The sequence below is a fragment of the Planctomyces sp. SH-PL62 genome (assembly GCF_001610895.1).
In the GTDB taxonomy this organism is placed as follows: domain Bacteria; phylum Planctomycetota; class Planctomycetia; order Isosphaerales; family Isosphaeraceae; genus Paludisphaera.
In genome coordinates this window covers 1-25,115 of the sequence record NZ_CP011273.1, presented here as the reverse complement: position 1 = coordinate 25,115, position 25,115 = coordinate 1, and the positions used below count along the sequence as shown (strand labels likewise).

17 protein-coding genes are annotated in these 25,115 nt (G+C 70.7%); 15 read left to right on the top strand and 2 right to left on the bottom strand.

Translation table 11 applies throughout. The annotated features are described in order from the left end of the window. Positions 1-2: 2 nt before the first annotated feature. The 12 genes from VT85_RS00090 to VT85_RS00035 all read left to right on the top strand — a co-directional run bounded on the left by VT85_RS00090 (position 3) and on the right by VT85_RS00035 (position 15,167). Entirely contained in the window at positions 3-1,574 is a 1,572-nt protein-coding gene (locus VT85_RS00090; RefSeq protein WP_156512580.1) for an O-antigen ligase family protein, read from the top strand. Positions 1,575-1,635: 61 nt separating this feature from the next. Beyond that, positions 1,636-2,667, top strand: coding sequence for an FHA domain-containing protein (locus tag VT85_RS00085; protein ID WP_068409053.1), 1,032 nt, complete (start codon positions 1,636-1,638; stop codon positions 2,665-2,667). A gap of 31 nt (positions 2,668-2,698) precedes the next feature. Then, the gene (locus VT85_RS00080; protein WP_068409050.1) at positions 2,699-4,474 is read left to right on the top strand and encodes a hypothetical protein; all 1,776 of its coding nucleotides are present in this window, start codon (positions 2,699-2,701) and stop codon (positions 4,472-4,474) included. A 51-nt stretch (positions 4,475-4,525) separates the two neighbouring features. Continuing rightward, complete coding sequence (locus tag VT85_RS00075; protein ID WP_082858236.1) at positions 4,526-5,623, top strand: exosortase/archaeosortase family protein; 1,098 nt, start codon at positions 4,526-4,528, stop codon at positions 5,621-5,623. Further along, positions 5,620-6,300, top strand: coding sequence for an EpsI family protein (locus tag VT85_RS00070; protein WP_068409047.1), 681 nt, complete (start codon positions 5,620-5,622; stop codon positions 6,298-6,300). Before VT85_RS00075 ends, VT85_RS00070 begins: the two co-directional genes overlap by 4 nt. Positions 6,301-6,368: 68 nt before the next feature. Continuing rightward, complete coding sequence (gene gmd / locus VT85_RS00065; protein WP_068409045.1) at positions 6,369-7,385, top strand: GDP-mannose 4,6-dehydratase; 1,017 nt, start codon at positions 6,369-6,371, stop codon at positions 7,383-7,385. 204 nt (positions 7,386-7,589) lie between these two features. Then, positions 7,590-8,963 (top strand): glycosyltransferase, encoded by a 1,374-nt coding sequence (locus VT85_RS00060; protein WP_082858235.1) that lies wholly within the window; start codon positions 7,590-7,592, stop codon positions 8,961-8,963. A 73-nt stretch (positions 8,964-9,036) separates the two neighbouring features. Continuing rightward, entirely contained in the window at positions 9,037-10,476 is a 1,440-nt protein-coding gene (locus VT85_RS00055) for an O-antigen polysaccharide polymerase Wzy (protein WP_156512579.1), read from the top strand. Then, a complete protein-coding gene (locus VT85_RS00050; RefSeq protein WP_068409043.1) occupies positions 10,473-11,702 on the top strand; it encodes an acyltransferase family protein in 1,230 nt (409 codons plus the stop codon). The genes VT85_RS00055 and VT85_RS00050 overlap by 4 nt, the downstream gene beginning before the upstream one ends. Further along, positions 11,699-12,946, top strand: coding sequence for a glycosyltransferase (locus VT85_RS00045; protein WP_068409040.1), 1,248 nt, complete (start codon positions 11,699-11,701; stop codon positions 12,944-12,946). The genes VT85_RS00050 and VT85_RS00045 overlap by 4 nt, the downstream gene beginning before the upstream one ends. 57 nt (positions 12,947-13,003) lie before the next feature. After that, on the top strand, positions 13,004-14,185 hold the full coding sequence (locus tag VT85_RS00040) for a glycosyltransferase (protein ID WP_068409038.1): 1,182 nt from the start codon (positions 13,004-13,006) through the stop codon (positions 14,183-14,185). 55 nt (positions 14,186-14,240) lie between these two features. After that, on the top strand, positions 14,241-15,167 hold the full coding sequence (locus VT85_RS00035; protein WP_068409035.1) for a glycosyltransferase family 2 protein: 927 nt from the start codon (positions 14,241-14,243) through the stop codon (positions 15,165-15,167). 13 nt (positions 15,168-15,180) lie between these two features. Here VT85_RS00035 and VT85_RS00030 read toward each other — a convergent pair whose 3' ends face one another. Further along, positions 15,181-16,170, bottom strand: coding sequence for a DUF1559 domain-containing protein (locus tag VT85_RS00030; protein WP_068409033.1), 990 nt, complete (start codon positions 16,168-16,170; stop codon positions 15,181-15,183). A gap of 1,465 nt (positions 16,171-17,635) precedes the next feature. On the opposite strand from VT85_RS00030, the gene VT85_RS00020 reads away from it, so the two are divergent. The 3 genes from VT85_RS00020 to VT85_RS00010 all read left to right on the top strand — a co-directional run bounded on the left by VT85_RS00020 (position 17,636) and on the right by VT85_RS00010 (position 23,561). Next, complete coding sequence (locus VT85_RS00020; protein WP_068409029.1) at positions 17,636-18,091, top strand: hypothetical protein; 456 nt, start codon at positions 17,636-17,638, stop codon at positions 18,089-18,091. Between the two features lie 321 nt (positions 18,092-18,412). Further along, positions 18,413-21,649, top strand: a complete 3,237-nt coding sequence (carB, locus tag VT85_RS00015) for a carbamoyl-phosphate synthase large subunit (protein ID WP_068409026.1) — start codon at positions 18,413-18,415, stop codon at positions 21,647-21,649. Positions 21,650-21,743: 94 nt separating this feature from the next. After that, positions 21,744-23,561 (top strand): glycerophosphodiester phosphodiesterase, encoded by a 1,818-nt coding sequence (locus tag VT85_RS00010; protein WP_068409025.1) that lies wholly within the window; start codon positions 21,744-21,746, stop codon positions 23,559-23,561. 15 nt (positions 23,562-23,576) lie between these two features. On the opposite strand, the gene dnaA is transcribed toward VT85_RS00010, so the two are convergent. Continuing rightward, the gene (gene dnaA, locus VT85_RS00005) at positions 23,577-25,109 is read right to left on the bottom strand and encodes a chromosomal replication initiator protein DnaA (protein ID WP_082859052.1); all 1,533 of its coding nucleotides are present in this window, start codon (positions 25,107-25,109) and stop codon (positions 23,577-23,579) included. Positions 25,110-25,115 lie beyond the last annotated feature (6 nt).

Here is a 25,115-nt window from a genome sequence, read left to right as displayed (position 1 = left end):
TCGTGAACAGCCTTCGCATGCGATTCCTGGCGACGTTCGACCGCACCTTCGGGTGGCTGGTGGCGGGCCTCGTCCTGGCCGCGATCCTCGGCTTCGGGGGGACGGCCTGGTGGTCGCGCCCGGCCCTGGCCGTCGCCGCGACCGGGCTGGCGCTGCTCCTGCTCGTCCGGAATCTGGCCGCGGGCCGCTCGCCGATCCTCAAGAGCCCGCTCGGCCTCCTGGGCCTGGCGGTCCTGGGGCTGGGCGTCGCCCAGACGGTCCCCCTGCCGGCGAGCCTGGCGGCGCGGCTGTCGCCCACGGCCCGCGAGGCCTACACGCGGGGCGTGCTCCCCGACCTGGCCCGCGCCGACGACCCGAACGCGAAGCTGGGCGAACCGGCGACGATCCGCACGCCGGTCAGCCTGGACCGGGCGGCGACCGTCCGCCGGCTGGCCCTGGCGGCCGCCTGCCTGGCGATCTTCTGGTGCGCCTCGCACGCCGTCGATCGGCTCCAGCGGCTGTACCTGGTCTGGGGGGCGGTGATCGCCGGGTTCCTGCTGAATTCGACCCTCGCGATGGTGCAGATCAGCACCCGGACCGACGGCCTCTACGGCTTCTGCGTCCCCGGCGCGGGAGCGCCCTGGTGGGCTCCCGACCTGAACGACCTGCTCGACGCCCCGGCCGTCGCGGCGCTCCGAGAGCTTCCCGCGTCGACGGCCCCGGGCTCGGCCCCGGCCGCGCAGCTGGAGGTCGTCCGACCGTTCACGTTCGGCACCCTCCCCGGCGGGGTCGGCGGGTTCCTGGCGCTGGGCGCGCTGGCCCTGCCGCTGACGCTGGCGCTGGTCCTGCACCTCTGCTCGCCGAGGGGGAGCCGCGAAGGCTGGTCGGACCGCCTGGGACGCTCGGGGCAGGGGAGCCTGGCGATCCTCCTGATCCTGCTGTCGATCCCGGGGGCCGTGCTGGTCGGGATGGCGTCCGGCCCCTGGTTCTGCCTGCCGTTCGCGGTCGGCCTGGCGATGGTCGGGCTGCCGGCCCTGTTCACGCCCGGCGCCCGCGTCCTGGGCTTCGGCCTGGCCGCCTCGCTGCTCGTCGCGCTGGCTTCGGGGGTGGCCTTGCAGGTCCGCTGGGACGACCTGACCGGCGTCCAGCCTCCCTGGCAGGCGCCCGACTGGCGCGAGAACCGCGAGACCTGGCGCGACGCCGCGCGGATCTTCCGCGAGTTCCCCGTGGCGGGGGTCGGCCTGGGAGGCTTCGGCGCGGTGCACCCGTACTTCAAGGACCGCGACCTGGCCTCCAACACCGCCATGAGCAGCCTGTTGCAATGGGCGGTCGAGACGGGCGTGGTCGGCCTGGGGATCCTGGGGCTCGGGGCGCTCTGGTGCCTGGTCCGCATCCCCGGCGGTCTGAAACGGCTCGGGTCGATGGATCGTTTCCTGGCGCATGGGTTGATCGGGGCGGCTTTGGGGCTTAGTCTATTGGCCGCCGTCCACTGGACGGTCGAGTTGACCGCCGTCGCCGTCTCCGCCAGCGCCCTGGGTGGAACCTGGAATCGCTGGCTCGCCGGCGGCACGGACCTGTTCGTCGAACGCGGTTGATCGCGAGGACGCGACGCAACGAAACGACCGGGACATCGCTCAGGGAGGAGTCGATTCCACGATGGCCGAATCCACCTGTCTCCATATTCAGGACCACGACGCCGGGCCGATCCGCATCGTGGAAGTTCCCTGGATATCGGTGCGCATCGGCAGGGCGGCCTTCTGCGAGGTTCGGCTCACCGACCCGTCGCTCCCCGAGGAAGCCTGCCGACTCCATCGTCGCGGGAGGACCTGGCACCTGACCCCGTTGGGGGGCTCGGACGTCTCCCTCGACGGCCGTCCGATCGACGGCCCGCGACCCCTGCCGTTCGACGTCGCCTTCCAGGTCGGCGGCTTCCGGCTGGCCCTGAAGCGGAACAAGTTCGCCGAGCCCGACTGGCGTCCCCCGCGCGACGAGCCTCGTGGCCGCGCCGGCCGCGAGCCGCTCGCCGAAGCCTTCCCCGAGCATGCCGCGCCCCCGACGACGACCGAGCCCACGGCCGCCGCCCCGGCGCCCGACCTGGGGAATCCCTGGGAGGCCCGCTGGCAGGCCGCCGGCGACCGCCTCAAAGCGGCCCGCGCCGTCGAAGCCCGCCCCGCGCCGACGCCCTCGCCGGCCCCCGCCGCCGCCGCTCCCGCGACGCCCCCCCGGCCCGCGCCGTCGAGCCCACGGACCGCCGCCCGACGCCCGAACCCCCTCGCGCCGCCGCGTCCCGCGTCGAGCCGCTCGCCCGGCCGAGAGCGACGGTCGTCCCGAAGCCTCCGGTCTCGCCCCGGTTCGAGCCGGCCGCCTACACCCGGCCCGTCGCTCCCGCCGCGCGACCGCCTCGCCCCAGTCCCAGCCCCAGCCGAAGCCCCGGCCGGTCCGCCCGCCCGAGCCCCGCCGCGTCGAGCCCCCCACGCCCGAAGCCTGGACGAGCCCGATCCCCGAGCCGTTCCGCGGCGCGATCCCCGAAGCCCGTTGCGTCGAGACGCCCTCGCCCGCAGCCTGGACGAGCCCGATCCCCGAGCCCGCCCCGCCGCCGACGATCGTCGAGCACCCGGATTTCGATCGTCTCGCCCGTCTCGAAAACCTGGACGTCGCCGAGCTGGATCGCGACTTCGCCGCCGCTGAAACGGCCCAGGCCGACGCGGTCGAGCCGGAGGTGGTCGAGCCGGAGGTGGTCGAGCCGATCCTCACGGTCGAGCCCAGGCCAGCCGAGCCGGAAGTCGTCGAGCCGATCCTCACGGTCGAGCCGGATGCGGCTCCCTCCGAGGCCGAAGTCCCACAGGCCGAGGAACCGGAGCCGATCGCGTCCCCGACGACGATCGAGGCCCTGGAACCGCCGATCGCCGAGTTCGCCCCGGAAGCCCCGCCTGAACCGCAGCAGGCGATCGAGCCCGAGCCGGAACTCGAACCCGTGCAAGCGGTCGAGCCGGAGCCGGAGCCCGAGCCGTCCTGGACGTACGCGCCGGTCGTGGAATCGACGACGACGCATTCGCGGTTCGTCGCGGACACCAGCGGCTATGGTCAGGCGCAGGCTCCGATCGGCGAGGGCGCCCGGTCGCGTCGGGCGGTCGCCCCGGCGCCGAGGAGCGTCGAGCACGACGAGGACGGGGCCGAGCCGTTCGACCCGACGCGGTCGCGGCGATCGCGGCCCAGCGGCGAGTGGGTCCTCCCTTCGGTGCAGGACGTCCTGAATAACGGCCTCCGGCGCGGGCTCGACGAGGGGGATGCGATCCCCAGGCCGCCGTCGCGGCCGGCGAGGATTTCGGCCGGTGCGCCGACGGTCGCGCGGGAGCCCTCCCAGTGGAACCCGCCGGCCTGGCTGACGGCGCCCCCGGCCTTCGCGATGACGCTGGCGGTGGGCGGCCTCCTGGCGTTCGGCTCGTGGCGGCAGTCGGTCGTCTCGCACGGCGCGTCGACCGCGATCCAGAACTCGGCGGCCGTCCGCCGAGGGCTCGCCAAGGACCGGCCGCTGGCCAAGTCGATCGTCCCGCCCCGGCCTTCGTGGTGGGGCGCGGCGCCGGCGCACCTGGCCGAGTGGGGCGTCTACCTGGACGGCACGCGAGTCGAGCACGGCTGGGACGCGACCGCCCCCGAGATGCTGGAGGCCGCCGCGCTCGCCGGCCCGCTCGACCCCCTGGCGCGGTTCGTCCTCGCCCGCAAGACCGGCGACCGGCCCGACGGCGCGATCGACCCCAGGGGGTCCCTGGGCCTGAGCCGCGACGCCGTGAGCCTCGCCTGGACCGGCCGCTCGCTGCACAAGGCGGGCAAGGACGCCGAGGCGGTCGGGGCCTATCGCCGGGCGCTGGAGATCGCCGCCAGGTCGGTCCCGACGCCCCGCGACGCGCTCGCGTTCAGCGAGGACCCGAACATCCCCCGCTACCTCCTGCCGGGCGAGGAGCTCGCCGCCGCGATCATCCGCGAGCTGATCGCCGACGCCTCCTGGCGGTACGCGGACTGGGCCGAGGCCGTCCCCGAGTCGGGCGTGTCGGCCCTGGCCGCCGCCCGCGTCCTGAAGAAGGAGGGGAGGTCCGAGGCCGACGCCATCCTCAAGCGGATCCTCGACCGGGCCGAGGCCGAGGCCAAGGCCCGCGCGGGAGCCCCCGACGAACCGGCCGAGGACGAGGCCGCCGAGGCCGTCGCGCTCGCCGTCGCGGCCGAGGCGATGGCGCTTCGGGCCGACTGGAAGGACTCCGAACGACGCTACCGCGCGGCCATCGACCGGATGGCCGACCCCCGCATCCGACGCTCCTGGTGGTTCAACCTCGCCGACGTCGCGATGCGGCTCAACGACGACGACCAGCGCCGGGCCGCACTCGACGAGGCCCTGGCGGTGGTCGACTCCGACGACGTCAGCCGCCGCGCCATGGATCTGCAGCGCGGCAATTCAGGGACGATGGATCGCCTCCGCCCCACGGGGCCCAAGGCGAATTAACGGATTGACACCCGGGCGCGACCCCTCCCCTCGCTCCGAAGGATGACCATCATGGCGGCGACCCCCGACCTCCCCACTCCCCACCCCGCACCCGCGACCGTCCCGGAGGCCCCCGCGAGCCTCTTCGACGCCGCGAGGCGCTGGGCCGGCGACCCGGACAACCGGCCGACGGTCCTCGGCGTCGTCGCCTGCCTCGCCATCTTCGCGCTGCTGTTCCAGGAGAGCCTGGGGCACTTCTACTATGCGTGGACGACCGACGACAACTACAGCCACGGGTTCCTCGTGCCGCTGTTGAGCCTCTATTTCGCCTCGCAGGTCTACCGCCGCGAGGGCTGGCCGGCCGCCCCCGAGGGCCGCTCGGGGGTCTGGCTCGGGGGGGTCCTGCTGGGGGGTGCCTTGCTCGTCCACCTGCTGACGATCCCGCTGCCGATCCCGTTCCTGGGCGACCTGGCGCTGCTGGCCGGGCTGGCCGGGGGGTTCACGATCTTGGCCGGCGCGGCGGCGCTTCGGCGGTTCTGGTTCGTCTTCTCGTTCCTGATCTTCATGGTCCCGCTGCCGATCGCCCTGTACTCGCGGATCGCCTCGCCCTTGCAGCTCATGGCGAGCCGGGTGGCGTCGTCGTTCATGAACGCGACCGGGGTGCCCGTGCTCTGCGAGGGGAACCGGATGACGCTGCCGGGGGGCGTCCAGATGTTCGTGGCCGAGGCTTGCAGCGGGATGCGGCAGCTCACCGGGTTCCTGGCCCTGGCGGCGGCGGTGGCGTACCTCACGCGGCGTCCCAGGTGGTACAAGGCGGTCGTGGTCCTCTCGGCCTTGCCGATCGCCCTGTTCGCGAACACGACCCGCGTCGTGGTCACCGGCTACATCATGCACTACGTCAACCCCGCGTACGCCGAGGGGGCCTATCACACGCTGGAGGGGATCCTCCTGATGAGCCTGGGGCTCTTGCTGCTCAACTCCGTCTGCGTGCTGATGGACCTGTTCTGCGTGGGAGCCGACGGGGCTTCGCCGACGGCGACTTCGACCGAACCCGAACCCGAGGCTGAGCCCGATCCTCCCGCCGGCGGGCGGCCGCGGTCGGGGGGCTGGTCGAGCCGTCGCGTCGCCGGGCCGCTTTCGCTGAGGACCGCAACCGAGGAGCTGTCATGACGACCGTGAAGCGCTGCGGCCTGTGCGCCGCGTTGTTGACCCTCGGCCTGGCGGCGCAGGCGGGCCTGGAGCGGCTGGACGCGCACGAGCGGCCGCCGCTGAGGCAGTCGTTGAAGACGATCCCGATGGAGCTCGACGGCTGGGTCGGCCGCGACGTGCCGGTCTCGGCCGACATCATCGAGCGGGCGCAGACGACCGAGTACCTCAACCGGAGCTACGAGAGCCGTCGCCGCCCCGGCGTGAAGTTCACGCTCTGGATCAACTATTCGGAGTACGGCACCAACCTCCGGCACACGCCGGAGATCTGCCTCCCCTCCGGCGGCTGGACCAAGATCGAGTCCCAGACCCGCGAGCTGGCGCTGCCGGCGGCCGCCGACGGCGGTCGGCCCGTCGTCGCCACCCGCCTGGGCTACGCGCAGGGCGACCTTGTGAAGCATGTGGGATTCTGGTACTACATTTTCGGGGAGGGGAAGCTGGAGAACTTCGTCCGGCGGCTCCCCGTCACCAGTCGCAGCAGCCACGGACGGACCACTCGCGGCTCGTCGATGACGGTCGAAGTCTTCTACCCCGGCGACGTCGACCCCGACGCGGTCGCCCTGGGGGAGTTCGCCCACGAGCTGCTCGCCGCCCTGGAGCCCATCCTCCCGCGCGAGCGGGCCGAATATCACGTGCCCTGACGGATCGGGGCGACCCCGCAAGACCAGACGCCGGCGCACGCCGCCGCGGACCCGAGGCGACCGACACGATGAAACGCGCCCTCCTCACCGGCATCACCGGACAAGACGGCTCCTACCTCGCGGAGTTCCTGCTCGGCAAGCCGGAATACGAGGTCCACGGGCTGGTCCGCCGGTCCAGCAGCCTGAACCGCCAGCGGATCGACCACCTGTCGCGCTCCAACCCCGTCGCCGCCGAGCGCCTGCACCTCCACTACGCCGACCTGGCCGACGCGTCGTGCCTGTCGGCGATTTTGGAGGAGGTGCAGCCCGACGAGGTCTACAACCTCGGCGCCCAGAGCCACGTCCGGGTCTCGTTCGACCAGCCCCTCTACACCGCCGACGTCGTCGGCCTGGGGACGCTCCGGCTGCTGGAAGCCGTCCGCGTCCTGAACCGCAGGCGGCCGGTGAAGTTCTACCAGGCCTCAAGCTCCGAGATGTTCGGCTCGGCCCCCGCCCCCCAGGGGCCCGACACCCCGTTCCACCCCCGCAGCCCCTACGCCTGCGCCAAGGTCTACGCCCACTGGCAGACGATCAACTACCGCGAGGCCTACGGCCTGTTCGCCTGCTCCGGCATCCTCTTCAACCACGAGAGCCCCCGGCGAGGCGAGTCGTTCGTGACCCGCAAGGTCACCCTGGGCGCCGCCCGGATCAAGGAAGGGCTCCAGAAGCGGCTGGTGATGGGCAACCTGGAAGCCAAGCGCGACTGGGGCTTCGCCGGCGACTACGTCCGCGCCATGTGGCTGATGCTCCAGCAGGAGAAGCCCGACGACTACATCGTCGCCACCGGCGAGACCTACTCCATCCACGAGCTGCTGGAGAAGGCCTTCACCCTCGTGGACCTCGACTACCGCGACTACGTCGACTTCGACGAGCGCTACGTCCGCCCTTCCGAGGTCGACGTCCTCCAGGGAGACGCCAGCAAGGCCCGCAAGGTCCTCGGCTGGAAGCCCGAGGTCGACTTCCACGGCCTCATCACCATGATGGTCGAACACGACCTGGAACTCGCCCGCCGCGAGAAGCACGCCCAGGCCTTCCCGGGGCGGTGACGCGGACCCGAAGCGAACGGCCTTCGTTCCCGCGGTCCGGTCGGCCCGCCCGGACCGCCTCGTCGACCCGCCTTGACTCGTCCTGGAAGAACCCGGCGATCGAGAGTTCCGCCCCCGGCCGGGTCGGTCTTGCCCTCCGGCCCGACTTCTGATTAACTTCGACGTGACGACCAGGACGCTGCACCAAGGAAGGTCGACACCATCATGGACGTACAAGCGCGCACATACCGGGATTCCGTGGTCGTGGCCTGCCCGGACGCCCGGCCGCCCGCCTACCAGGCCGTCGTCGGCCTGGGCCGCGCGGGGATGCTCAAGCGGTTCGTCACGTCGTACTACCACGACCCCGACGGCATGGGCGCGAACCTCGCCCGCAAGCTGGCCCCCGCCGCCTACGACCGCTTCCGGCGGGTCCTGGCGCGTCGCCACGACGAGGAAATCCCGGCCGACCGCGTCGCCTCGGTCCCGATGGTGGACGTGGCGCTCCGGGTCGAATCGCGATTCGCCGGTCGTCGGCCCGCCCTGAAACGGGCGGCGGCCCGGGCGCGGACCGAGTGGTTCGACCGCCGCCTCGCCCGCGAGCTGGCCTCCGCGAGGCCCGAGGCGCTGCTGGTCTTCAGCGACGTCGGCTCGGGCGTGGCGATGCCGTCCTGCCGCGGCCGGGGGATCGCCACCGTGCTGAGCATGGTCCACGGCGACGTTCGCGAGGAGGCCCGGGTCCTGGAAGCCGAGCAGGCCCATTCGCCCGACTTCTTCCCGCTCTACCTGGGCGACGCGTCGCTCGACCGCGAGGAGATGGCCTGGCTCCACGCCCGCCGACTGCGAGACCTGGAGCTGGCCGACCTGATCCTCGTCCCCTCCGAGCACATCGCCGGCGCCCTCCAGCGCGAGGGGGTGGCCCGCGAGCGACTCCGGGTGATCCCCTACGCGGCCGACTGCCGCCGCTTCCGGCCGCTCTCGACCAGGCGGGCGAAAGCCGACGACGCCTGCACGTTCCTGTTCGCCGGCGGGGTGAGCCAGCGGAAGGGGATCAAGTACCTGCTGGAAGCCTGGGCGAAGGTCCGCCGGCCGGGCTGGAAGCTCCAGCTCCTGGGCCCCATGCCGCGCCGGCCGGGGCCGCTGGAAGGGCTGCTGGAAGGGGTCGAGCCGCTGGGGAGGGTGGGCCATCCCGAGGTCCCCTCGCACATGGCCGCGGCCGACGTCTTCGTCTTCCCGTCGCTGTTCGAGGGCTCGGCCGTCGTGACCTACGAGGCGCTCGCGTGCGGGCTGCCGGCCGTCGTCACCCATGAGGCCGGGTCGGTCGTCCGCGACGGCGTCGAGGGCCTGATCGTCCCGCCGCGCGACGTCGACGCCCTGGCTTCCGCGATGGCCCGGCTCGGGGAAGACCCCGCGCTCCGGGCGCGGATGTCGGCCGCGGCGCGGGGGCGGGCGATGGACTTCGACTGGCCCCGCTACCACGTCGCCGTGGTCGAGGCCGTCGCCGGGCTCGTCGAGGAGCGGCGACGGCTCCGCCTCACGGCCCGAGAACGGGAGCGTGAGCGAGAACGGGTCCGGCCCCTCGCGGCCCGGCCCGGCGGCTGAACCCGGAGGGATCGGCCGCGGAGCTTCGGATCGCGCACCAGGGAGGGGGCGGCGCCAGGGGCGCCGGAGAATCATGGACGATCTGCAATACGTCTACGCGACCGCCGGCGTGATGGCGCTCTACTTCGCGTGGCAGGTGGCCACGAAGCGGTTCGACCCGTTCGCCCCGGTCTGGATGTTCTTCGTCGGCTACGTCCAGGTCTACGTCATCCAGCCGATCTCCTATCGCGAGTGGGCGGTCGCCACGCGCGGCGAGGAGCTGGTGCAGTGGGCGAACCTCCGCGCCCTGCTGGCCCTGATCTGGTTCCTGATGGTGTACCACGCGGGGTTCGGCCGCCTCCTCGCCCGCCGGCTGCCAGCCTCGCCGCGCGGGTGGTCGGTCGGGACCGTCACGGCCCTCAGCCCGATCCTGGTCGTCTGGGGCCTGTACTGCGCCGGGATCTTCGGCGGGGGGTCCGCGCAGGAGGAGATGTCGCCCGAGGGGGCGCTCCTGCGGTCGTTCCCGTTCGTGATGATGGTGGCGGCGGTCCTCCTGATGACGACCGGACGCCGGCTCGACGCGCCCCGGCCCGCCTACTTCCACGCCGGGCTCGCCCTGGGCGGGCTCTACGTGCTCATCTGGATGTTCAACGGCAAGCGCTCGCATTCGTTGATCGGCGTGCTGTCGACCATCGCCTCGATCTACATCACGCGGCTGAAGCGGCCGTCCTGGGGCGTGCTGGGGACGACGGCGTTCCTGGGCGCGCTGGTGGTCGCCCTGGCGATCGGCTGGCGGAACAACCAGAACTACGAACGCTCGTTCTCCGGCTTCGCGGAGTACGCCAGCGAGTTCGACCTGGCGCAGATCCTGGTCAGCATGGACATCGCCGAGGAGGAGCCCGACCAGGGCGCCTCGTATGAGACCAAGGAATACGGCGGCTACCTGCTGATGCTGGACACCGTGCCGGAGAAGTCGGACTACGACTACGGCGCGAGCTACCTGCGGATCTTCTCGACGTACATCCCCCGCATCATCTGGCCGTCCAAGCCGCTCTACGGCCGTCAGCAGTGGATCGACGCCTGGGTCGCCGGCTCCGAGTTCCCCCGCGAGGACGACTTCACCGGGCCCGCGATCGGCATCCTGGGCGCGGCGCAGCTCAACGGCGGGCTGATCGGGACGATCATCGTGCTGGCGGGGGCGGCGATCTTCCTCCGCACGCTCTACGACTACTTCCTCCTCTACGCCGACACGCCCTGGGCGCAGTTCTTCTGGTCCATCTTCTTCTTCAACGCCTGGTTCATGGTGGTCACCGACGACCCCCTGATCTGGTTCTACTACAACTGGGCGTTCTCGGTCTTCCCGATCGTCGTCCTGACCTGGTCGGTCTCGAAGTTCTTCGCCCGGCCGGAGGCCGAGGCGGGCTCGAACGAGCCGCACGACCCGAGTGAGCCGTACGAGCCCCACGCCGAATTCGAGGCCCACGTCCGGGCCGCCCGAGGCCCCCGATTCGCCACGGAGAGGATCCCATCATGAGCCCGCCGCCCCGGACCGCCGCCGCGCGGCCGCCCTACTCGTTGAATGAGAAGATCGACGTCTGTCGAGGCGTCTTCGCGTTGCTGGTCGTCGTCGCGCACGCGTTCGAGCTGGCGGTCACGCTCGACCCGCACTGGGCCTCGGGCCTCCCCCGGCCGCTGGTCGACGTGCTGAGCTACGCGACCGGCACGGGCATCTACTACGTCATGGGCTTCTTCATCCTCAGCGGCTACTGCATCCAGGCGTCGGTCCAGCGCCTGGCCCGCGAGGGGACCTTCCCGCTGCGGACCTATCTGGTCGCGCGGGCGACTCGCATCCTGCCGCTGTACTACGCGGCCCTGGCGTTCGCCGTGGCGGTCGAGGCCGGAGCCCGCGCTTCGGGCTGGCGGCCCTCGGTCTGGATGAACGGGCTCAACCGGCCGACGCTCGCCTTCCAGGGGCTGCTGGTCCAGAACTTCACCGAGACGTTCGGCTCGTTCGCGCCGTCGTGGAGCATCACGAACGAGGCGGCGTATTACCTCCTGTTCGGGCTGATCGCGGCCGTGACGATCCCGCTGGGTCGACGGCCGGCGGTGGCGGGGATGGGGCTCTGCGTCGCGCTAGGCCTGGCGTTGCAGGTGGGCTATCGGCTGGGTGCGCGGCACCCATTGGTGCTCTGGACGGGCCTGCTGTTCGGGCTGGGCGCCGTCTGGCACCTGGGGGCGTTGGTCTCGGTCTACACGCCCCGGCTGGCCGATTCGCGCCGGCTCGGCCTGCTCGCGCGGGCGTGGCCGGCGGCCGTGCTCCTGAGCATGGCGATGTGGACGAGTCGGCGGGTGCATCAGGAGTTCGTGTACGTCGCCGCCGGCGTGGCGTTCGCGCTGATGCTGGTCCGCTTCATCAACCAGGACCGCGAAGCCCGCGCGTCCGGGTCGCCGCCGCCGTCGGGGACGCGGCGGCTCCCGGAGGAGCTGGGGCTCATCAGCTATCCGACCTATCTGTTCCACGGGCCGCTGCTGCTGGCCTTCGGGACGGCGATCCGGGCCGGGGGCGTGACGGCCCCGTGGTGGGCGATCTGGCCCGCCGCGGCGCTCTTCGCGATCGGCTGCTGCCTGCCGCTGGGACGGCTGCTGGAGGCCCCGATCATGGCCTGGCGCGTCGACGTCATGCGTCGCCTCCGGAGCCGCCCCGTCGCGCCCGCCGCCGCCGCACCCGCACCCGCACCCGCACTGGGGATTCAGCGATGATCGAGACGCCCCGCCCCCCGGCCGCGGGCCGGGCCGGGCCGACCGGAGCCCCCGCCATGATTTACGCCGTCTGCTTCACCAACTTCGGCCCCTATCACCTGGCCCGTCTCCGCGCCCTGGCGGCGCGGCTGGCGGCGCGGGGCGACCGCCTGATCGCCTATGAGACCGCCGGCGGCGAGCGCCTCTACCCCTGGGCCCGGAGCGAGGATCGTGAGCCGTTCGAGCGCGTCGTCCTGTTCCCCGACCGGGCGCTCGAGGAGATCCCCGCCGGCGCGTGCGCCGAGGCGATGACCGAGGCCCTCGACCGCGACCGTCCCGACGCCGTCGCCGCCGTGGGCTACGTCCGGCCCGAGTCGCTGGCGCTGGCGAAGTGGGGGCGTCGCCACCGCGCGGCGACGATCCTGATGTCGGAGAGCCAGGCCGTCGACCGTCCCCGCGTCTGGTACAAGGAGCTGCTCAAGGCTCGTCGGCTGCGGCTGTTCGACGCGGCGCTCTGCGGCGGGCCCTCGCACCGCGAGTACCTCGTCGACCTGGGCATGCCCGCCGACCGGATCGCGCTGGGGTACAACGCCGTCGACCACGACTTCTTCGCCGAACGCGCCGACGCCTGCCGGGAACGCCCCGGCTCGCGCGAGGGGACGCCGGACGCCCCGTTCTTCCTGTCGGTCTGCCGCTTCGCCCCGGAGAAGAACCTGATCCGGCTGATCGAGGCGTTCGGGCGCTATCGAGGGCAGGGGGGCTCGTGGGACCTGGTCCTCTGCGGCGACGGCCCGCAGGCCGCCGAGGTGGCCGGGGCGATCGAGAAGTCGGGCTGCGCCGGGGCGATCCACCGGCCGGGCTTCCTCCAGGCCGACGGCCTGTCGCGATGGTACGCCCACGCCGCCGCCTTCGTGCTGGCGAGCGTCTCCGAGCCCTGGGGCCTGGTCGCCAACGAGGCCGCCGCCGCCGGCCTGCCGCTGCTGCTCTCCGCGCGGGCCGGCTGCGCCCGGACGCTCGTCCCCGAGCCCGAAGGGACCACCGGCGCTCGGTTCGACCCGCTCGACGTCCGCGACATCGCCGCCAAGCTCAACTGGACCGCCGCCCTCTCCGACGACGACCGCCGCGCCATCGGCCGTCGCGCCCGCGAGGTCGCCGCCGAGTGGGGTCCCGACCGCTTCGCCTCGGGGGCGATCGAGGCCTGGGAGACGGCCCGCCAGCCCCGACGCTCGCGCCCCCTGGTCGGTCCGATCCGGATGAAGGGCTGACCCGCAGGAACGCCACGAAGGATCTCGCGACTCGAACGACACACGGAGGTGACACCGATGACGACCCTGACGACCAGGTCGAAGCGAACCGAGACGAGCGCCGCCCCCGCCCGCTGGCTCCACCTGTGCAACGGCCTGGACCCGGTCCGCGACGGCGGCATGGTGCCGAGCATCCTGGGAATGACCGGCGCGCTGAAGCGGGCGGGGGGGGACGTTCGGATCGTGACGCCGACCCCCTCGCGGCTCGACGAACTGGCCGCGCCCGAGGGCCTGGCGATCGACGGACCCGACGTCGACCTTGACGCCGCCGTGCGCTCGGCCGACGTCGTCCACATGCACGGCCTCTGGCAGTTCCACTCCCGGCGCGGGGCGGCCGTCGCGCGGTCGGCGAAGGTGCCTTACGTGATGGCCGCGCACGGCATGGCCGAGCCCTGGGCGCTGCGGCACAAGCGCTGGAAGAAGAAGCTCTACCTGGCCCTGGTCGAGTCGCGGAATCTCCGGCGGGCGTCCTGCCTGCACGCGCTGTCGCGGCCCGAGATCGGCCACCTCCGCGACCTCGCGCCGTGGACCCCGGTCTGCTTCGTCCCCAACGGCGTCGACCTGGCGGCGCTCGACGACCTGCCGCCCCGCGAGGCGCTCGAGGCCGAGCACCCGGAGCTGAAGGACAAGTTCGTGCTCCTGTTCTACGGCCGGGTCCACGCCAAGAAGGGCCTGGACCTGCTGGCCGACGCCCTGGGCGCGCTGGCCCGCGACTTCCCCCAGCTCCACCTGCTGATCGCCGGCAAGGACGATGGGGCCCTCACGCCGTTCTCCCACCGCATCAGCGAGCTGGGCCTGAACGACCGGGCGACGTACGTCGGCCACGTCTCCGGCGCGAAGTCGCGGCGGGTCTGGGCGGCGGCCGACGCCTTCACGCTCCCCAGCTACAGCGAGGGGTTCAGCATGGCGATCCTGGAAGCCCTCGCCTGCTCGCTCCCCGCCGTCTTCACCACCGCCTGCTACTTCCCCGAGGCCGCCAAAGCCGATGCCGCCGTGGTCGTCGAGCCCGAGGCCGAGGCGCTGACGCGGGCCCTCCGCGAGCTGCTGGAACGCTCCCCCGAGGAGCGCCGGACGCTCGGCGCCAACGGCCGACGACTCGTCGAATCGGAGTACACCTGGGAGCAGCAGGCCGCCAAGCTCGCCGACGTTTACCGCTGGCTCGCCGGCGGCGGCGCCCCGCCCGAATGCGTCATCGCCTGACCGGACGACCGTCCCCGGCCCAAGGCCCGCCCCACACTCCCGGAGTCGAGACCCCATGCCCGTCCTGGACGAAGCCCGAACCCAAGTTCAAGCCCAGGCTCCCGAGCGATCCGCCGACGCCCCGCGCACGGGTCGGGCGCCGGTCAGCGTGATCGTGCCGGTCAAGAACGAGTCCGCCAACCTGCGCCGCTGCCTGCCGGCCCTCGACTGGGCCGACGAGGTCTTCGTCGTCGACAGCCAGAGCAACGACGACACCTGCGACGTGGCCGTCGAGCACGGCGCGAGCGTCGTCCAGTTCGCGTTCAACGGCGTCTTCCCCAAGAAGAAGAACTGGGCGCTCGAGAACCTGCCGTTCCGCAACGAGTGGGTCCTCATCGTCGACGCCGACGAGGTCGTCGTCCCCGAGCTGGCCGAGGAGATCCGGGCGCGGATCGCCGCCGACGAGGCCGAGGGCTTCTACCTCAACTCCAAGTATTACTTCCTGGGTCGACGCATCAAGCATTGCGGATATTCCGAGTGCTGGAACCTCCGCCTGTTCAAGCACAAGCTCGGCCGCTACGAACGTATGCCCGACCACACCGGCGGCCGTTCGGGAGACAACGAGGCTCACGAACACGTCGAGCTGCAAGGCCGCGTCGGCCGCCTGCGACACGAGCTGGACCACCACGCCTATCCGACCATCGCCGCCTGGGTCGAGAAACACAACCGCTACGCCGTCTGGGAAGCCGCCCAGTACGAACGGTTCCTCAGCGAGCCGATCCCGAAGTCCATCGGCCGGGGCAAGCGGTTCAAGCGGATGCTCAAGAAAATCTATCTCCGCCTGCCGATGCGTCCCGCCGTCCGCTTCCTCTACTCCTACGTCCTCCGCCTCGGCTTCCTCGACGGCAAGCCGGGCCTGGTCTTCTGCACCCTGCTGTCGTTCTACGACTTCCTGTCGTGGGCGAACGTGTATGAGAATCGGGTGACCGAGCGCGACGCCTGACCGCGCCCGGCGGTCAGTACGCCGAGGCGTCCACGACCTCGCCCCCCGCGCGGGTGGCGAGGGCTCGGAGGACGGCCGGGGCGATCGTCGCCTTGATGAACCGGACCGAGCCGTCGGCCATCGCGAAATTTCCGACCCCGTCGTGGTCGCTGCTGAACCCGTCCGGGCCGGCGTTCGGGTCGCGGGAGATCCTCTCCGACGTGTCGTCGAGCCTCCAGAAGCCCTCGGACGGGCCGGTCCGACCGAGGGCGAGGAACAACGACGAGGTGCAGCCCTGCAGCTTCCAGCCGTCCTTCGTGCAAAGGTTGCCCGAGGGGAAGGCCACGCCGACCCAGGTCGCATCGGCGATGCGCCGGGAACGCTCGCCGACGAGGAGGGTGGACGACGAGCCGTCGCGCAGGTCCCGCAGGCCGACCCGGCTGTCGCCGAAGAAGACGCCGTCCCCCGAGCGAACCGACCACGCTCCCCGGCCGAATCCCGGGGTGTCGAGCCGCCCGGCCGACCCGACGTACTGACCGGGCGCGAGCCAGTCGAAGCCGTGAATGGGCGTCGGCATCATGAAGCCGTGGTCTACGGGACCGCCGCCGGCCGAGCTGGGGCAGTGGAACGTCGCGATCGGCGCGGAGCCCGCAGTCCGGTTGTCGTGGACCCTCTCGAAGAACGACGGGGCGAAGTTGAACGCGTCGAAGAGCGACCTCTGTTCGAGCCAGCCCAGGATCGCGCAGCCCCAGCCTCCCCCCGGAGGATGGGGGACCGCCGGGTCGGCGGGCCATCCCCGCAGGACGACGCCCGGCGGGAACGCCCCGGCGGCGTCGTGGTAGGCGTGGAGCGCCAGCCCCACTTGCTTGAGGTTGTTCGTGCACTGGAGCCGCCGGGCGGCCTCGCGAGCCGACTGGACCGCCGGCAGAATCAGCCCGACGAGCAGGCCGATGATCGCGATCACGACCAGCAGTTCGATCAACGTGAAGCCCCGTCGCAGTCCGACCGGATCGATCGATCGCATCCCTCTCCCTCCTGAATCGAGATCCCGAAGCCGCAACGGGCAGGATTGGCCAGGCACCAGATCAGGGAAGATTGAGGACTATACAGTGCCTCAATCTCCACCCATACTGCCTTGCCCCCCCCTCCTTCGCTGGTTAACCAACTGTTCGTTTGCCCCCCATCCAGTCCCATCCGAGCGACTCCTGCATCACAGGCCGCCCAAACTCTCCCTGATGAATGCCTGGCCGATGACCGATGTCCCCATTGCTTTGCTAGGCGGCGTAAAACAGTCTCTGCTGGCATAGAACCTAAGGGGGACGTCGATGGTCCGCCGAAAGATGCGTCGACAACACTCCTTGCGATACCTCGCCCAGCTCGGTCTCTCGCAAATATCGAACCGCGAATGAACGCGAGACGGAAACCGTCTCGAAGCGCTAGGCCAGCTTGACAAGACTTCGATTCGAGCAGATCCTCTTTGTTGCACTAGCCTCGGAGTATAAACAATGGCTCGCGCCTACTCAATGTTCAGGTACGCAGTCGGCATGGGCTTGATAATCTTTCATGCCTGGGTTCCGTGCGGACATAGCCAAAGCATCAAGACAAACCCGACCCCCGTGACTTTCGGCTCAGGGTGCGAATTTTCGATCGATGGTCGCCCGTGGAATGTGTCCGGCTACCTTTGGGAAAGCCGCTTGATTTCGCCCGTCGTAACTTCTTGGGGAACACCGACGGGCGCCACCAACACCACCTCAGCGACTCTTCTTTCTTACTTGCCCCTTCCGGGAACCTATGAATTTCGATGCACCATGACGCTGTTTCCTTACCCCGGAAACCCCTACGTTGTCCCAATTGTCGTCACCAAGTCCCTGATCATCCCAAAGCCAGACGAACTTGAAATCATTTCTGGAACCAACGTATCGACGCCTATTGGATCGGACCGCAACATTGTCTTTCGGGTCAAGCAAGGCGACGCCGGAGCCGCGTACATATCAGGTTTTGCTCAATAAAGCATAACAAATCTCACGGTCTACACAAACACGGGAGCTGTGTTTAGCGTCGAGCCGCCTTCTGGATGGGTCCCCGGGAGTTCGTCCGACCCACTAGCTTCGCGCTTCACCATCCAAGGCGGCACTATTGTTGATATGAAACAAGTGAACGACGATCCGACATACTACGCGACGCGGCCCCTCGAGAACATCGTCGTCTCGCTTGACCAGGAGATCAGAATCAAATTCACATATCCTGGAGGATTTATCGACTATGCGGAGTTCCTGCCTATGAGCTTCCGCTTCAAGAAGGATGGACCCGGTACTTACATTATCGAGGCTGACTAACCAGCCACCAACGAGGAGGCGTTTTCGATGACTCGAGCTGCAGCGTGCCCCCAGTTCCGCCGCGGTGCCTTCGTGAGGTCGATCGTGGCGACATCGTTCGTCGGTCTGGCAGGGGTGGGACTTGCCGGTCGGTCGAACGCCCAGGGACCGATCGTGTCGACCCTCGCCGCGTTCGCGAACGCCCCTGACTCGCCGGACGCCCCCGAGGATGCTTTTCTGGAAGAGGTGCCGGCGCGTTGGCTTCTCACCATCTCGCCCGGCCCCAACGCCCAAGGTCCTGACCTGGAACGACAGCAGGCGGTGGCCCAAAGGATCACCTTGCAGACGGAGATCGCCCGATTCGTCCCCCAGGAACGGGCCCTCCGTTGCTCCTGGATCGACTTCGACGAGGCACCGGCGATCGTGGCCTGGAGCGGGATCATCCAGGAGATGGCGACGACCCCGCTGGGGCTCTGCGTCCGAATCCGCGTCACTCCCGTGTTCGAGTCGGGAATGTTCTCGGCGTCCGTCTCGACCGAGGAGACCTATCTCGTCTCGGACGATGGGATTCGGCTGATATTCATGGCTCCCGAGCCGGCCTTCGCTCCTCGCGTCACCGTGTTCCACTGAGGCTGGGGGGCTGAGGTCTTCTGACCCATCCCGGGTCGCGGGACATTCGACGTTCGAGGGAATCTCGCGCCCTCCGAACGCACGCCGCCCGGCGGTTCCCGCCGTCGCCACCCTTGCTGCGGCCCCGGGAAAAGTGCTAAGATCGGGAAATTTTCCGGGCCGCGCCGCCTCGTTGAGGAAGTCCGAGGGCGAGCGCGGCCCGAGGCGTGTTTCGCGCGGCAAGGGGCGGCCCGCGAAGGGGTTGCGCGCGACGCGACCCGGCTCGACGCCCACCGGCCCACCCCATCCTTCCTCATCTATAAGACGCGAGAACGACCTGCCGTGCCCAAGCGTACCGACATCAAAAAGATCCTGATCCTCGGCGCGGGGCCGATCGTCATCGGCCAGGCCTGCGAGTTCGACTATTCGGGCACCCAGGCGTGCAAGGCCCTTCGCGAGGAGGGGTACGAGGTCGTCCTGGTCAACTCGAACCCGGCCACGATCATGACCGACCCCGAGATGGCGGATCGGACGTACATCGAGCCGGTGATCCCGGAGATCGTCGAGCGGATCATCGCCGTGGAGCGGCCCGACGCCGTCCTGCCCACGCTCGGCGGCCAGACCGGGCTGAACGTCGGCATGGCCCTGTACGAGTCGGGCGTGCTGGCGAAGTACGGCTGCATCCTCATCGGCGCGAGCGCCGAGGCCATCCGCAAGGCCGAGGACCGCAACCTGTTCAAGAAGTGCATGGACGAGATCGGCCTGGAGAGCGCCAGGAGCGGCCTGGCCGAGAGCCTGGAAGACGCCCGCCGGATCCGCGACGAGGTGGTGGGCCTGCCTTGCGTGCTCCGCCCCAGCTTCACCCTGGGGGGCTCGGGCGGCGGCATCGCCTATAACCGCGAAGAGTTCGACCGCATGGTCAACTACGCGCTGGAGATCAGCCCCACGCACTCCTGCCTGATCGAGGAAAGCCTCATCGGGTGGAAGGAGTACGAGATGGAGGTGATGCGGGACTGCGCCGACAACGCCGTCATCGTCTGCTCCATCGAGAACCTCGACCCGATGGGGGTCCACACCGGCGACAGCGTGACCGTCGCCCCGGCGCAGACGCTCACGGACAAGGAATACCAGCGGATGCGGGACGCGTCGCTGGCCGTCCTCCGCAAGATCGGCGTGGACACCGGGGGCTCGAACGTGCAGTTCGCCGTCAACCCCCGCGACGGCCGGATGATCGTCATCGAGATGAACCCCCGCGTCAGCCGCTCGAGCGCGCTGGCGAGCAAGGCGACCGGCTTCCCGATCGCCAAGATCGCCGCCAAGCTGGCCGTCGGCTTCCGGCTCGACGAGATCCGCAACGACATCACCCGCGAGACCCCCGCCTGCTTCGAGCCGACGATCGACTACGTCGTCACCAAGGTCCCGCGCTGGGCGTTCGAGAAGTTCCCCGAGGCCGACGCCGTCCTGACGACCCAGATGAAGTCGGTCGGCGAGGTGATGGCGATCGGCCGGACGTTCAAGGAGTCGCTCCAGAAGGCGCTCCGCGGCCTGGAAGTCGGCCGGTTCGGCATCGGCTGCGACCCGAAGGACCGCTGGGGCACGCCGGATCAGCCTTCCGAGGACGAGATCATCGCCAAGCTGGCCACGCCGAACATCGAGCGGCTGTGGTACCTGCGGTACGCCCTGCTGGCCGGGATGGGCGTCGAGCGCGTCCACAAGCTGACCGGCGTCGACCCCTGGTTCCTGGCCAACATCCAGGAGCTGTGCGAGATCGAGGGTCGGCTCCGCCAGGTCCGATCGCTGGAGGAGGCGTCCGACGAACTGATCCGCGAGGCCAAGCGGACCGGGTTCGCCGACCGCCAGCTCGCCCACCTCTGGGGCGCGAGCGAGAACGAGGTCCGCCGCGAGCGCCGTCGCCGGGGGATCGCCGCGGTCTACAAGCTGGTGGACACCTGCGCCGCCGAGTTCGAGGCCGTCACGCCGTATTACTATTCGACCTATGAGACCGAGGACGAGGCCCGGGTGGGCGACCGGCCCCGGATCATGATCCTGGGGGGCGGGCCGAACCGGATCGGCCAGGGGATCGAGTTCGACTACTGCTGCTGCCAGGCGGCGTTCGCCCTGCGGGCCGACGGCTACGAGGTCGTCATGGTCAACTCCAACCCCGAGACCGTCAGCACCGACTACGACACGTCGGATCGGCTCTTCTTCGAGCCCCTGACCGTCGAGGACGTGCTGGACATCTGCGAGCGCGTGCAGCCCACGGGGGTCATCGTCCAGTTCGGCGGCCAGACCCCGCTGAACCTGGCGAAGGCGCTGGAGGCCGCCGGCGTGCCGATCATCGGCACCAGCCCGGAGAACATCGACGTCGCCGAGGACCGCGAGCGGTTCCGCATGGTCATCGAGCGGCTGGGCCTGCGGCAGCCCCCCAACGCCTCGGCCACGCGGTTCGACCAGGCGCGGCGGATCGCCGACCGGATCGGCTACCCCGTCGTCGTCCGCCCCAGCTTCGTGCTGGGGGGCCGGGCGATGGAGATCGTCTACGACGAGACGAGCCTGGACCGCTACATGACCGAGGCCGTGGACGCCAGCCCGGACCGGCCGATCCTGATCGACAAGTTCCTGGAAGACGCCGTCGAGGTCGACGTCGACGCCGTCTCCGACGGCGAGCGGACGATCGTCGGCGGCGTGATGCAGCACATCGAAGAGGCCGGGATCCACTCCGGCGACAGCGCCTGCGCCATCCCGCCGTACTCGCTCCCCGACGAGATCGTCGCTCGCCTCAAGCAGCAGACCTACGCCCTGGCCGAAGCCCTGGGCGTGCGCGGACTCATGAACATCCAGTTCGCGGTCAAGGACGGCGAGATCTACGTCCTGGAGGTCAACCCCCGGGCCTCGCGGACGGTCCCGTTCGTCTCCAAGGCGACCGGCCTGAACCTGGCGCAGGTCGCCGCGCGGGTGATGGTGGGCAAGACGCTGGCCGAGCTGGGCGTGGCCGACGAGCCGTCGCCGTCGTACACCTCGGTGAAGGAGGCGGTCTTCCCGTTCGCCAAGTTCCCGGGCGTCGACATCGTGCTCGGCCCCGAGATGCGGTCGACGGGCGAGGTGATGGGCATCGCGCCGGACTTCCCCACCGCCTTCGCCAAGAGCCAGCTCGGCGCCAGCAGCCGGCTCCCCTCCGAGGGGACCGTCTTCGTCAGCGTCGCGTCCCGCGACCGCAAGGGGATCGTGCCGATCGCCAAGAAGCTGGCCGAGCTGGGCTTCAAGATCATGAGCACGGCCGGCACCAGCGCCGCGCTCGCCGAGGAGGGGCTCCAGGTCGACGTCGTCCGCAAGATCCAGGAGGGCCGGCCGAACCTGCTGGACTACCTGGCCAACGGCGACATCGCCCTGATCGTCAACACCCCCAGCGGCAAGGGCGCCCGCACCGACGAGGGCCGCATCCGCGCCAGCGCCGTCAGCCACGGCGTCCCCTGCATCACCACCCTCGCCGGCGCCCGCGCCGCCGTCGCCGCCATGGAACGCCTCCGCGAAGGCCCCTTCGAGGTCTACGCCCTGCAAGACCTGCTCAAGAAAAGCTGAGCGGCCTCCCGCGGTCCGGGGCATAACATCCTTCCCCCGCCGGGGGGGAAGGACGTTATGTTCAAGCTCGCCCCGTCGACGCCGAGGTCATCGCATGAAGGTGGAGACGCATGACGATTCGATGCGTATGGTCCTGGCCCGCGTGAGGCGGCGGTGGGGGCCGTTGCTGACGTTCTCGGCGGCGTTCTCGCTGCTGGAGGCGGCGGTGCTGGCGCCGACGGCGGCGGGGGTGCTGCGGCTGGCCTTGCAGTCGTGGGGGCGTTGCTCGGTCGGCAACTTCGAGATCGTCGCGTTCTTCCTGTCGCCGGTCGGGCTGGCCGGGCTGGCTGTCCTGACGGCGCTGCAGCTCACGACGCTGAGCCTGCGGCTGGCGGGGGTGATGGGGGTCCTCTCGGGCGACGGCCCCGGCGTCTGGCACGCGTTCGACTCCGTCAAGCGGCTGCCGGCGTTGCTCAAGGTGGACCTGCTCCAGGCCGTGCTGCTCCTGCTGCTGGCCGCGCCGTTCGGGGCGGCGGGGGCGTTCGCTTATGCGAAGCTCTGGGGGCCCCACGACCTCAACCGGCTGGTGGTCGAGCGCCCGGCCGCGTTCTGGGAGGGGGTCGCGGCGGTCGGCGCGATCGGGGTTCTGTACGCGGCGGCGGCGGGCTGGCTCTACCTGCGCTGGATGTTCGCCGTCCCGGCCGTGCTGTTCGAGGACGTCCGCGCCCCGTGGACGGCCCTCCGCTCCAGCGGCCGGCGGACCTCGGGGCGGATCGGCCGACTGGCGGTCGTCGTGCTGGGGGCCGGGGCCGGCTTCCTCGCGGCGTCGGCCGCGCTGACGTGGCTGCTGCACACGATCAACGGCCTGGTGCTGGACCAGGTCGGCCCCTCGCCGAAGCTCGCGGTGGCGGCGACGGCCGCGCTCCTGGCGGTCGACGGCGCCCTGCTGGCGGGGTTCTCGGCGGCGGCCGCGGCGATTTTCGCGGCGCTGATCATGGCCAGCTACAAGCAGGCCGGGGGGGTGATCCGCGAGACGGTGGTCGACGAGCCCCGCGCCCGATGGTGGACGACGGCCGCCGTGGCCCTCTCGGCCGGCTCGCTCGCGCTCTCCGCGCTGGCCGCGAAGGAGCTGATCGGCGACGCCCGGGTCTCCGAGCGCGTCGAGGTCACGGCCCACCGCGCGGGGGCCTTCGACGGCCCCGAGAACACCGTGGCCGCCCTCCGCATCGCCGCCCGGCAAGGTGCCGAATGGGCCGAGATCGACGTCCAGTCCACGGCCGACGATCAACTCGTGATCGTCCACGACGACGACCTGCTGCGGATCGCGGGCTCGCCGCTGCGGATCGTCGACTCGACCCTCGAACAGCTCCGCGCAATCGACCTGGGGACGCCGTTCGACCCAGGCTTCGCCGGCGAGCGGATCGCGACGCTCGACGAATTCCTCCAGGCCGCCGCCTCGGCTTCGATCGGCCTCAACATCGAGCTGAAGGCCAAGAACGACGCCGGGGCCGTCGCGCTCGTCGCCCCCGTCCTCGAAGCCGTCCGCAAGGCCGACGCGCTGGGGCGGGTCCGGATCTGCGGGCAGTCGTACCCGGCGCTCCAGGCCGTGCGTCGGCTGGAACCCGGCCTGGAACTCGGCTTCATCACGGGCGCCGTGATCGGCGACCCGACGCGGCTGGACGTGGACTTCCTGATGGTGGAGACCCGGCTCGCCACGCGGGATCTCGTCGATCGCGCCCGGTCGCGCGACATGCCCGTCCAGGCCTGGACCGTCAACGTCGTCGACCGCGTCGCCTCGCTGGTCGACGACGGCGTCGCCGGGATCATCACCGACGACGTCCGGGGCGTCCTCGCCCGCCTGGCCGAGATCAACGCCCTCGACCCGCTCGAACGCCTCCTGCTGCGCGTCCGCCACGGGCTGACCCGCCGCTAGGGGAGGGCGGGGGGCTCAGGCGCCGAGCTTGGATTCCAGGTCGGCGAGGATCTCGACCACGCTGTCGAAGCCGGGGAGGAGCGGGCTGCGGGCGTCGTCCTTGAGCCAGCCGACGACCTTCTTCTCGGCCGACATCACGGTCGAGTGGTTCCGCCCGCCGAAGTAGCGGCCGATCTCGCTGTAGCTGGCCCCGGCGTGCTTGCGGGCCAGGTACATGGCCAGCATCCGGGGGTAGGCCAGCGTGCGGACCCGGCTGCCGGACTTGAGGTCGTCGGCCTCGACCTGGAAGAAGAGGCAGATCGACTTCTCGACGTCGCGGAGGGCCACCGACTGCGACGTGTTGCGGATCGTCTCGCGGAGGGCCGTCTTCGCGACCACCATGCCGACCGGCCGGTTCGACAGCGAGGCGTGGGCCAGCACGCTCTGCAAGGCCCCCTCCAGCTCCCGGACGCTCGTCTTCACGTGCTCGGCGATGAAGTCGACCACCGCCGACGGGACCTCGACCCCCTTGGCCTTCGCCTTGGCCCGGACGATCGCCTTGCGGGTCTCCAGGTCGGGGGCGTCGAGCTTGACGACCATCCCGCCCAGGAACCGCGTGGCCAGCTCGTCGGTCAGCTTGGCGATCCGCCTGGGATGCTGGTCCGAAGACAAAACGATCGGCACGCCGCGTTCGATGAGGGCGTTGAACGTGTGGAGGAACTCCTCCTGCGTCGCCCGCTTCGAGGCCAGGAAGTGGACGTCGTCGATCACCAGGACGTTGACGCCCCGATACCGGCTCCGGAAGCTCGACAGCGAGGAGGTCCGCATCGCCTCCAGAAACCCGTTCGTGAACGCCTCGGCCGTGACGTGCACGACGTTGAGGCCGGGGTGGGCCTGCCGCATGCCCTGGGCGATCCCTTCGAGCATGTGGGTCTTGCCCAGGCCGACGCCCCCGTGGATGAACAGAGGGTTGAACGACCGCCCCCCCGAGCGGACCATCTCGCGGGCCGCCGCGCAGCCGAGCTGGGTCGCCGGGCCGACCACGAAGTCGTCGAGGCTGCGGAGGACTCGCGAGGAGCCCGGAGGGGCGGCGAAGCGGTGGGGGAGGTCGGTCGAGGGCCGCTCGACCGGCGAGGCCGACGGCCTCGGCCCGCCCGGGACCGGCACCGTCACCTTGGTCCGACGGTCGTCGCCCGTCGTCGGCCGCTCGGGGACCGCCTCGACGTCGTGACGGGGCTCGGCCTCGTCCTGCACGGAGTAAGAGACGGGCAAGGACCGGCCGACCACCTGCCGCACCGCGTCGGCCACGCTCGCCGCGAACCCGCTCTTGATGCGGTCGCGGAAGTAGGCGTTCGGCGCCACGACCTCGACCGAATCCCCCTGGCCCTCGCCGACGACCCCCAGGCGGACCCCCTCGCCGAACCACAGCCCGAACCGCGTCTCCCCGACGCGCTCCGCGACCGCCTCCCGAAGCGCCCCCTCCAGCTCGTGGGAGACCAGCGAACGATCCGTCTCGGGCGCCTTCGCCTGCCGCTCGCGTCCCTTCGTCTTCCCGGTCGCCCCGACCATGATCAC

Excerpts from the sequence above, each read along its gene's own strand:
- VT85_RS00085 (WP_068409053.1), top strand. The coding sequence starts at position 1,636 with ATGGCCGAATCCACCTGTCTCCATATTCAGGACCACGACGCCGGGCCG.
- VT85_RS00040 (WP_068409038.1), top strand. The coding sequence starts at position 13,004 with ATGACGACCCTGACGACCAGGTCGAAGCGAACCGAGACGAGCGCCGCC.
- VT85_RS00045 (WP_068409040.1), top strand. The coding sequence starts at position 11,699 with ATGATCGAGACGCCCCGCCCCCCGGCCGCGGGCCGGGCCGGGCCGACC.
- gmd (WP_068409045.1), top strand. The coding sequence starts at position 6,369 with ATGAAACGCGCCCTCCTCACCGGCATCACCGGACAAGACGGCTCCTAC.
- VT85_RS00075 (WP_082858236.1), top strand. The coding sequence starts at position 4,526 with ATGGCGGCGACCCCCGACCTCCCCACTCCCCACCCCGCACCCGCGACC.
- VT85_RS00060 (WP_082858235.1), top strand. The coding sequence starts at position 7,590 with ATGGACGTACAAGCGCGCACATACCGGGATTCCGTGGTCGTGGCCTGC.
- dnaA (WP_082859052.1), bottom strand. The coding sequence starts at position 25,109 with ATGGTCGGGGCGACCGGGAAGACGAAGGGACGCGAGCGGCAGGCGAAG.
- VT85_RS00070 (WP_068409047.1), top strand. The coding sequence starts at position 5,620 with ATGACGACCGTGAAGCGCTGCGGCCTGTGCGCCGCGTTGTTGACCCTC.
- VT85_RS00030 (WP_068409033.1), bottom strand. The coding sequence starts at position 16,170 with ATGCGATCGATCGATCCGGTCGGACTGCGACGGGGCTTCACGTTGATC.
- VT85_RS00055 (WP_156512579.1), top strand. The coding sequence starts at position 9,037 with ATGGACGATCTGCAATACGTCTACGCGACCGCCGGCGTGATGGCGCTC.
- VT85_RS00010 (WP_068409025.1), top strand. The coding sequence starts at position 21,744 with ATGAAGGTGGAGACGCATGACGATTCGATGCGTATGGTCCTGGCCCGC.
- VT85_RS00035 (WP_068409035.1), top strand. The coding sequence starts at position 14,241 with ATGCCCGTCCTGGACGAAGCCCGAACCCAAGTTCAAGCCCAGGCTCCC.
- VT85_RS00050 (WP_068409043.1), top strand. The coding sequence starts at position 10,473 with ATGAGCCCGCCGCCCCGGACCGCCGCCGCGCGGCCGCCCTACTCGTTG.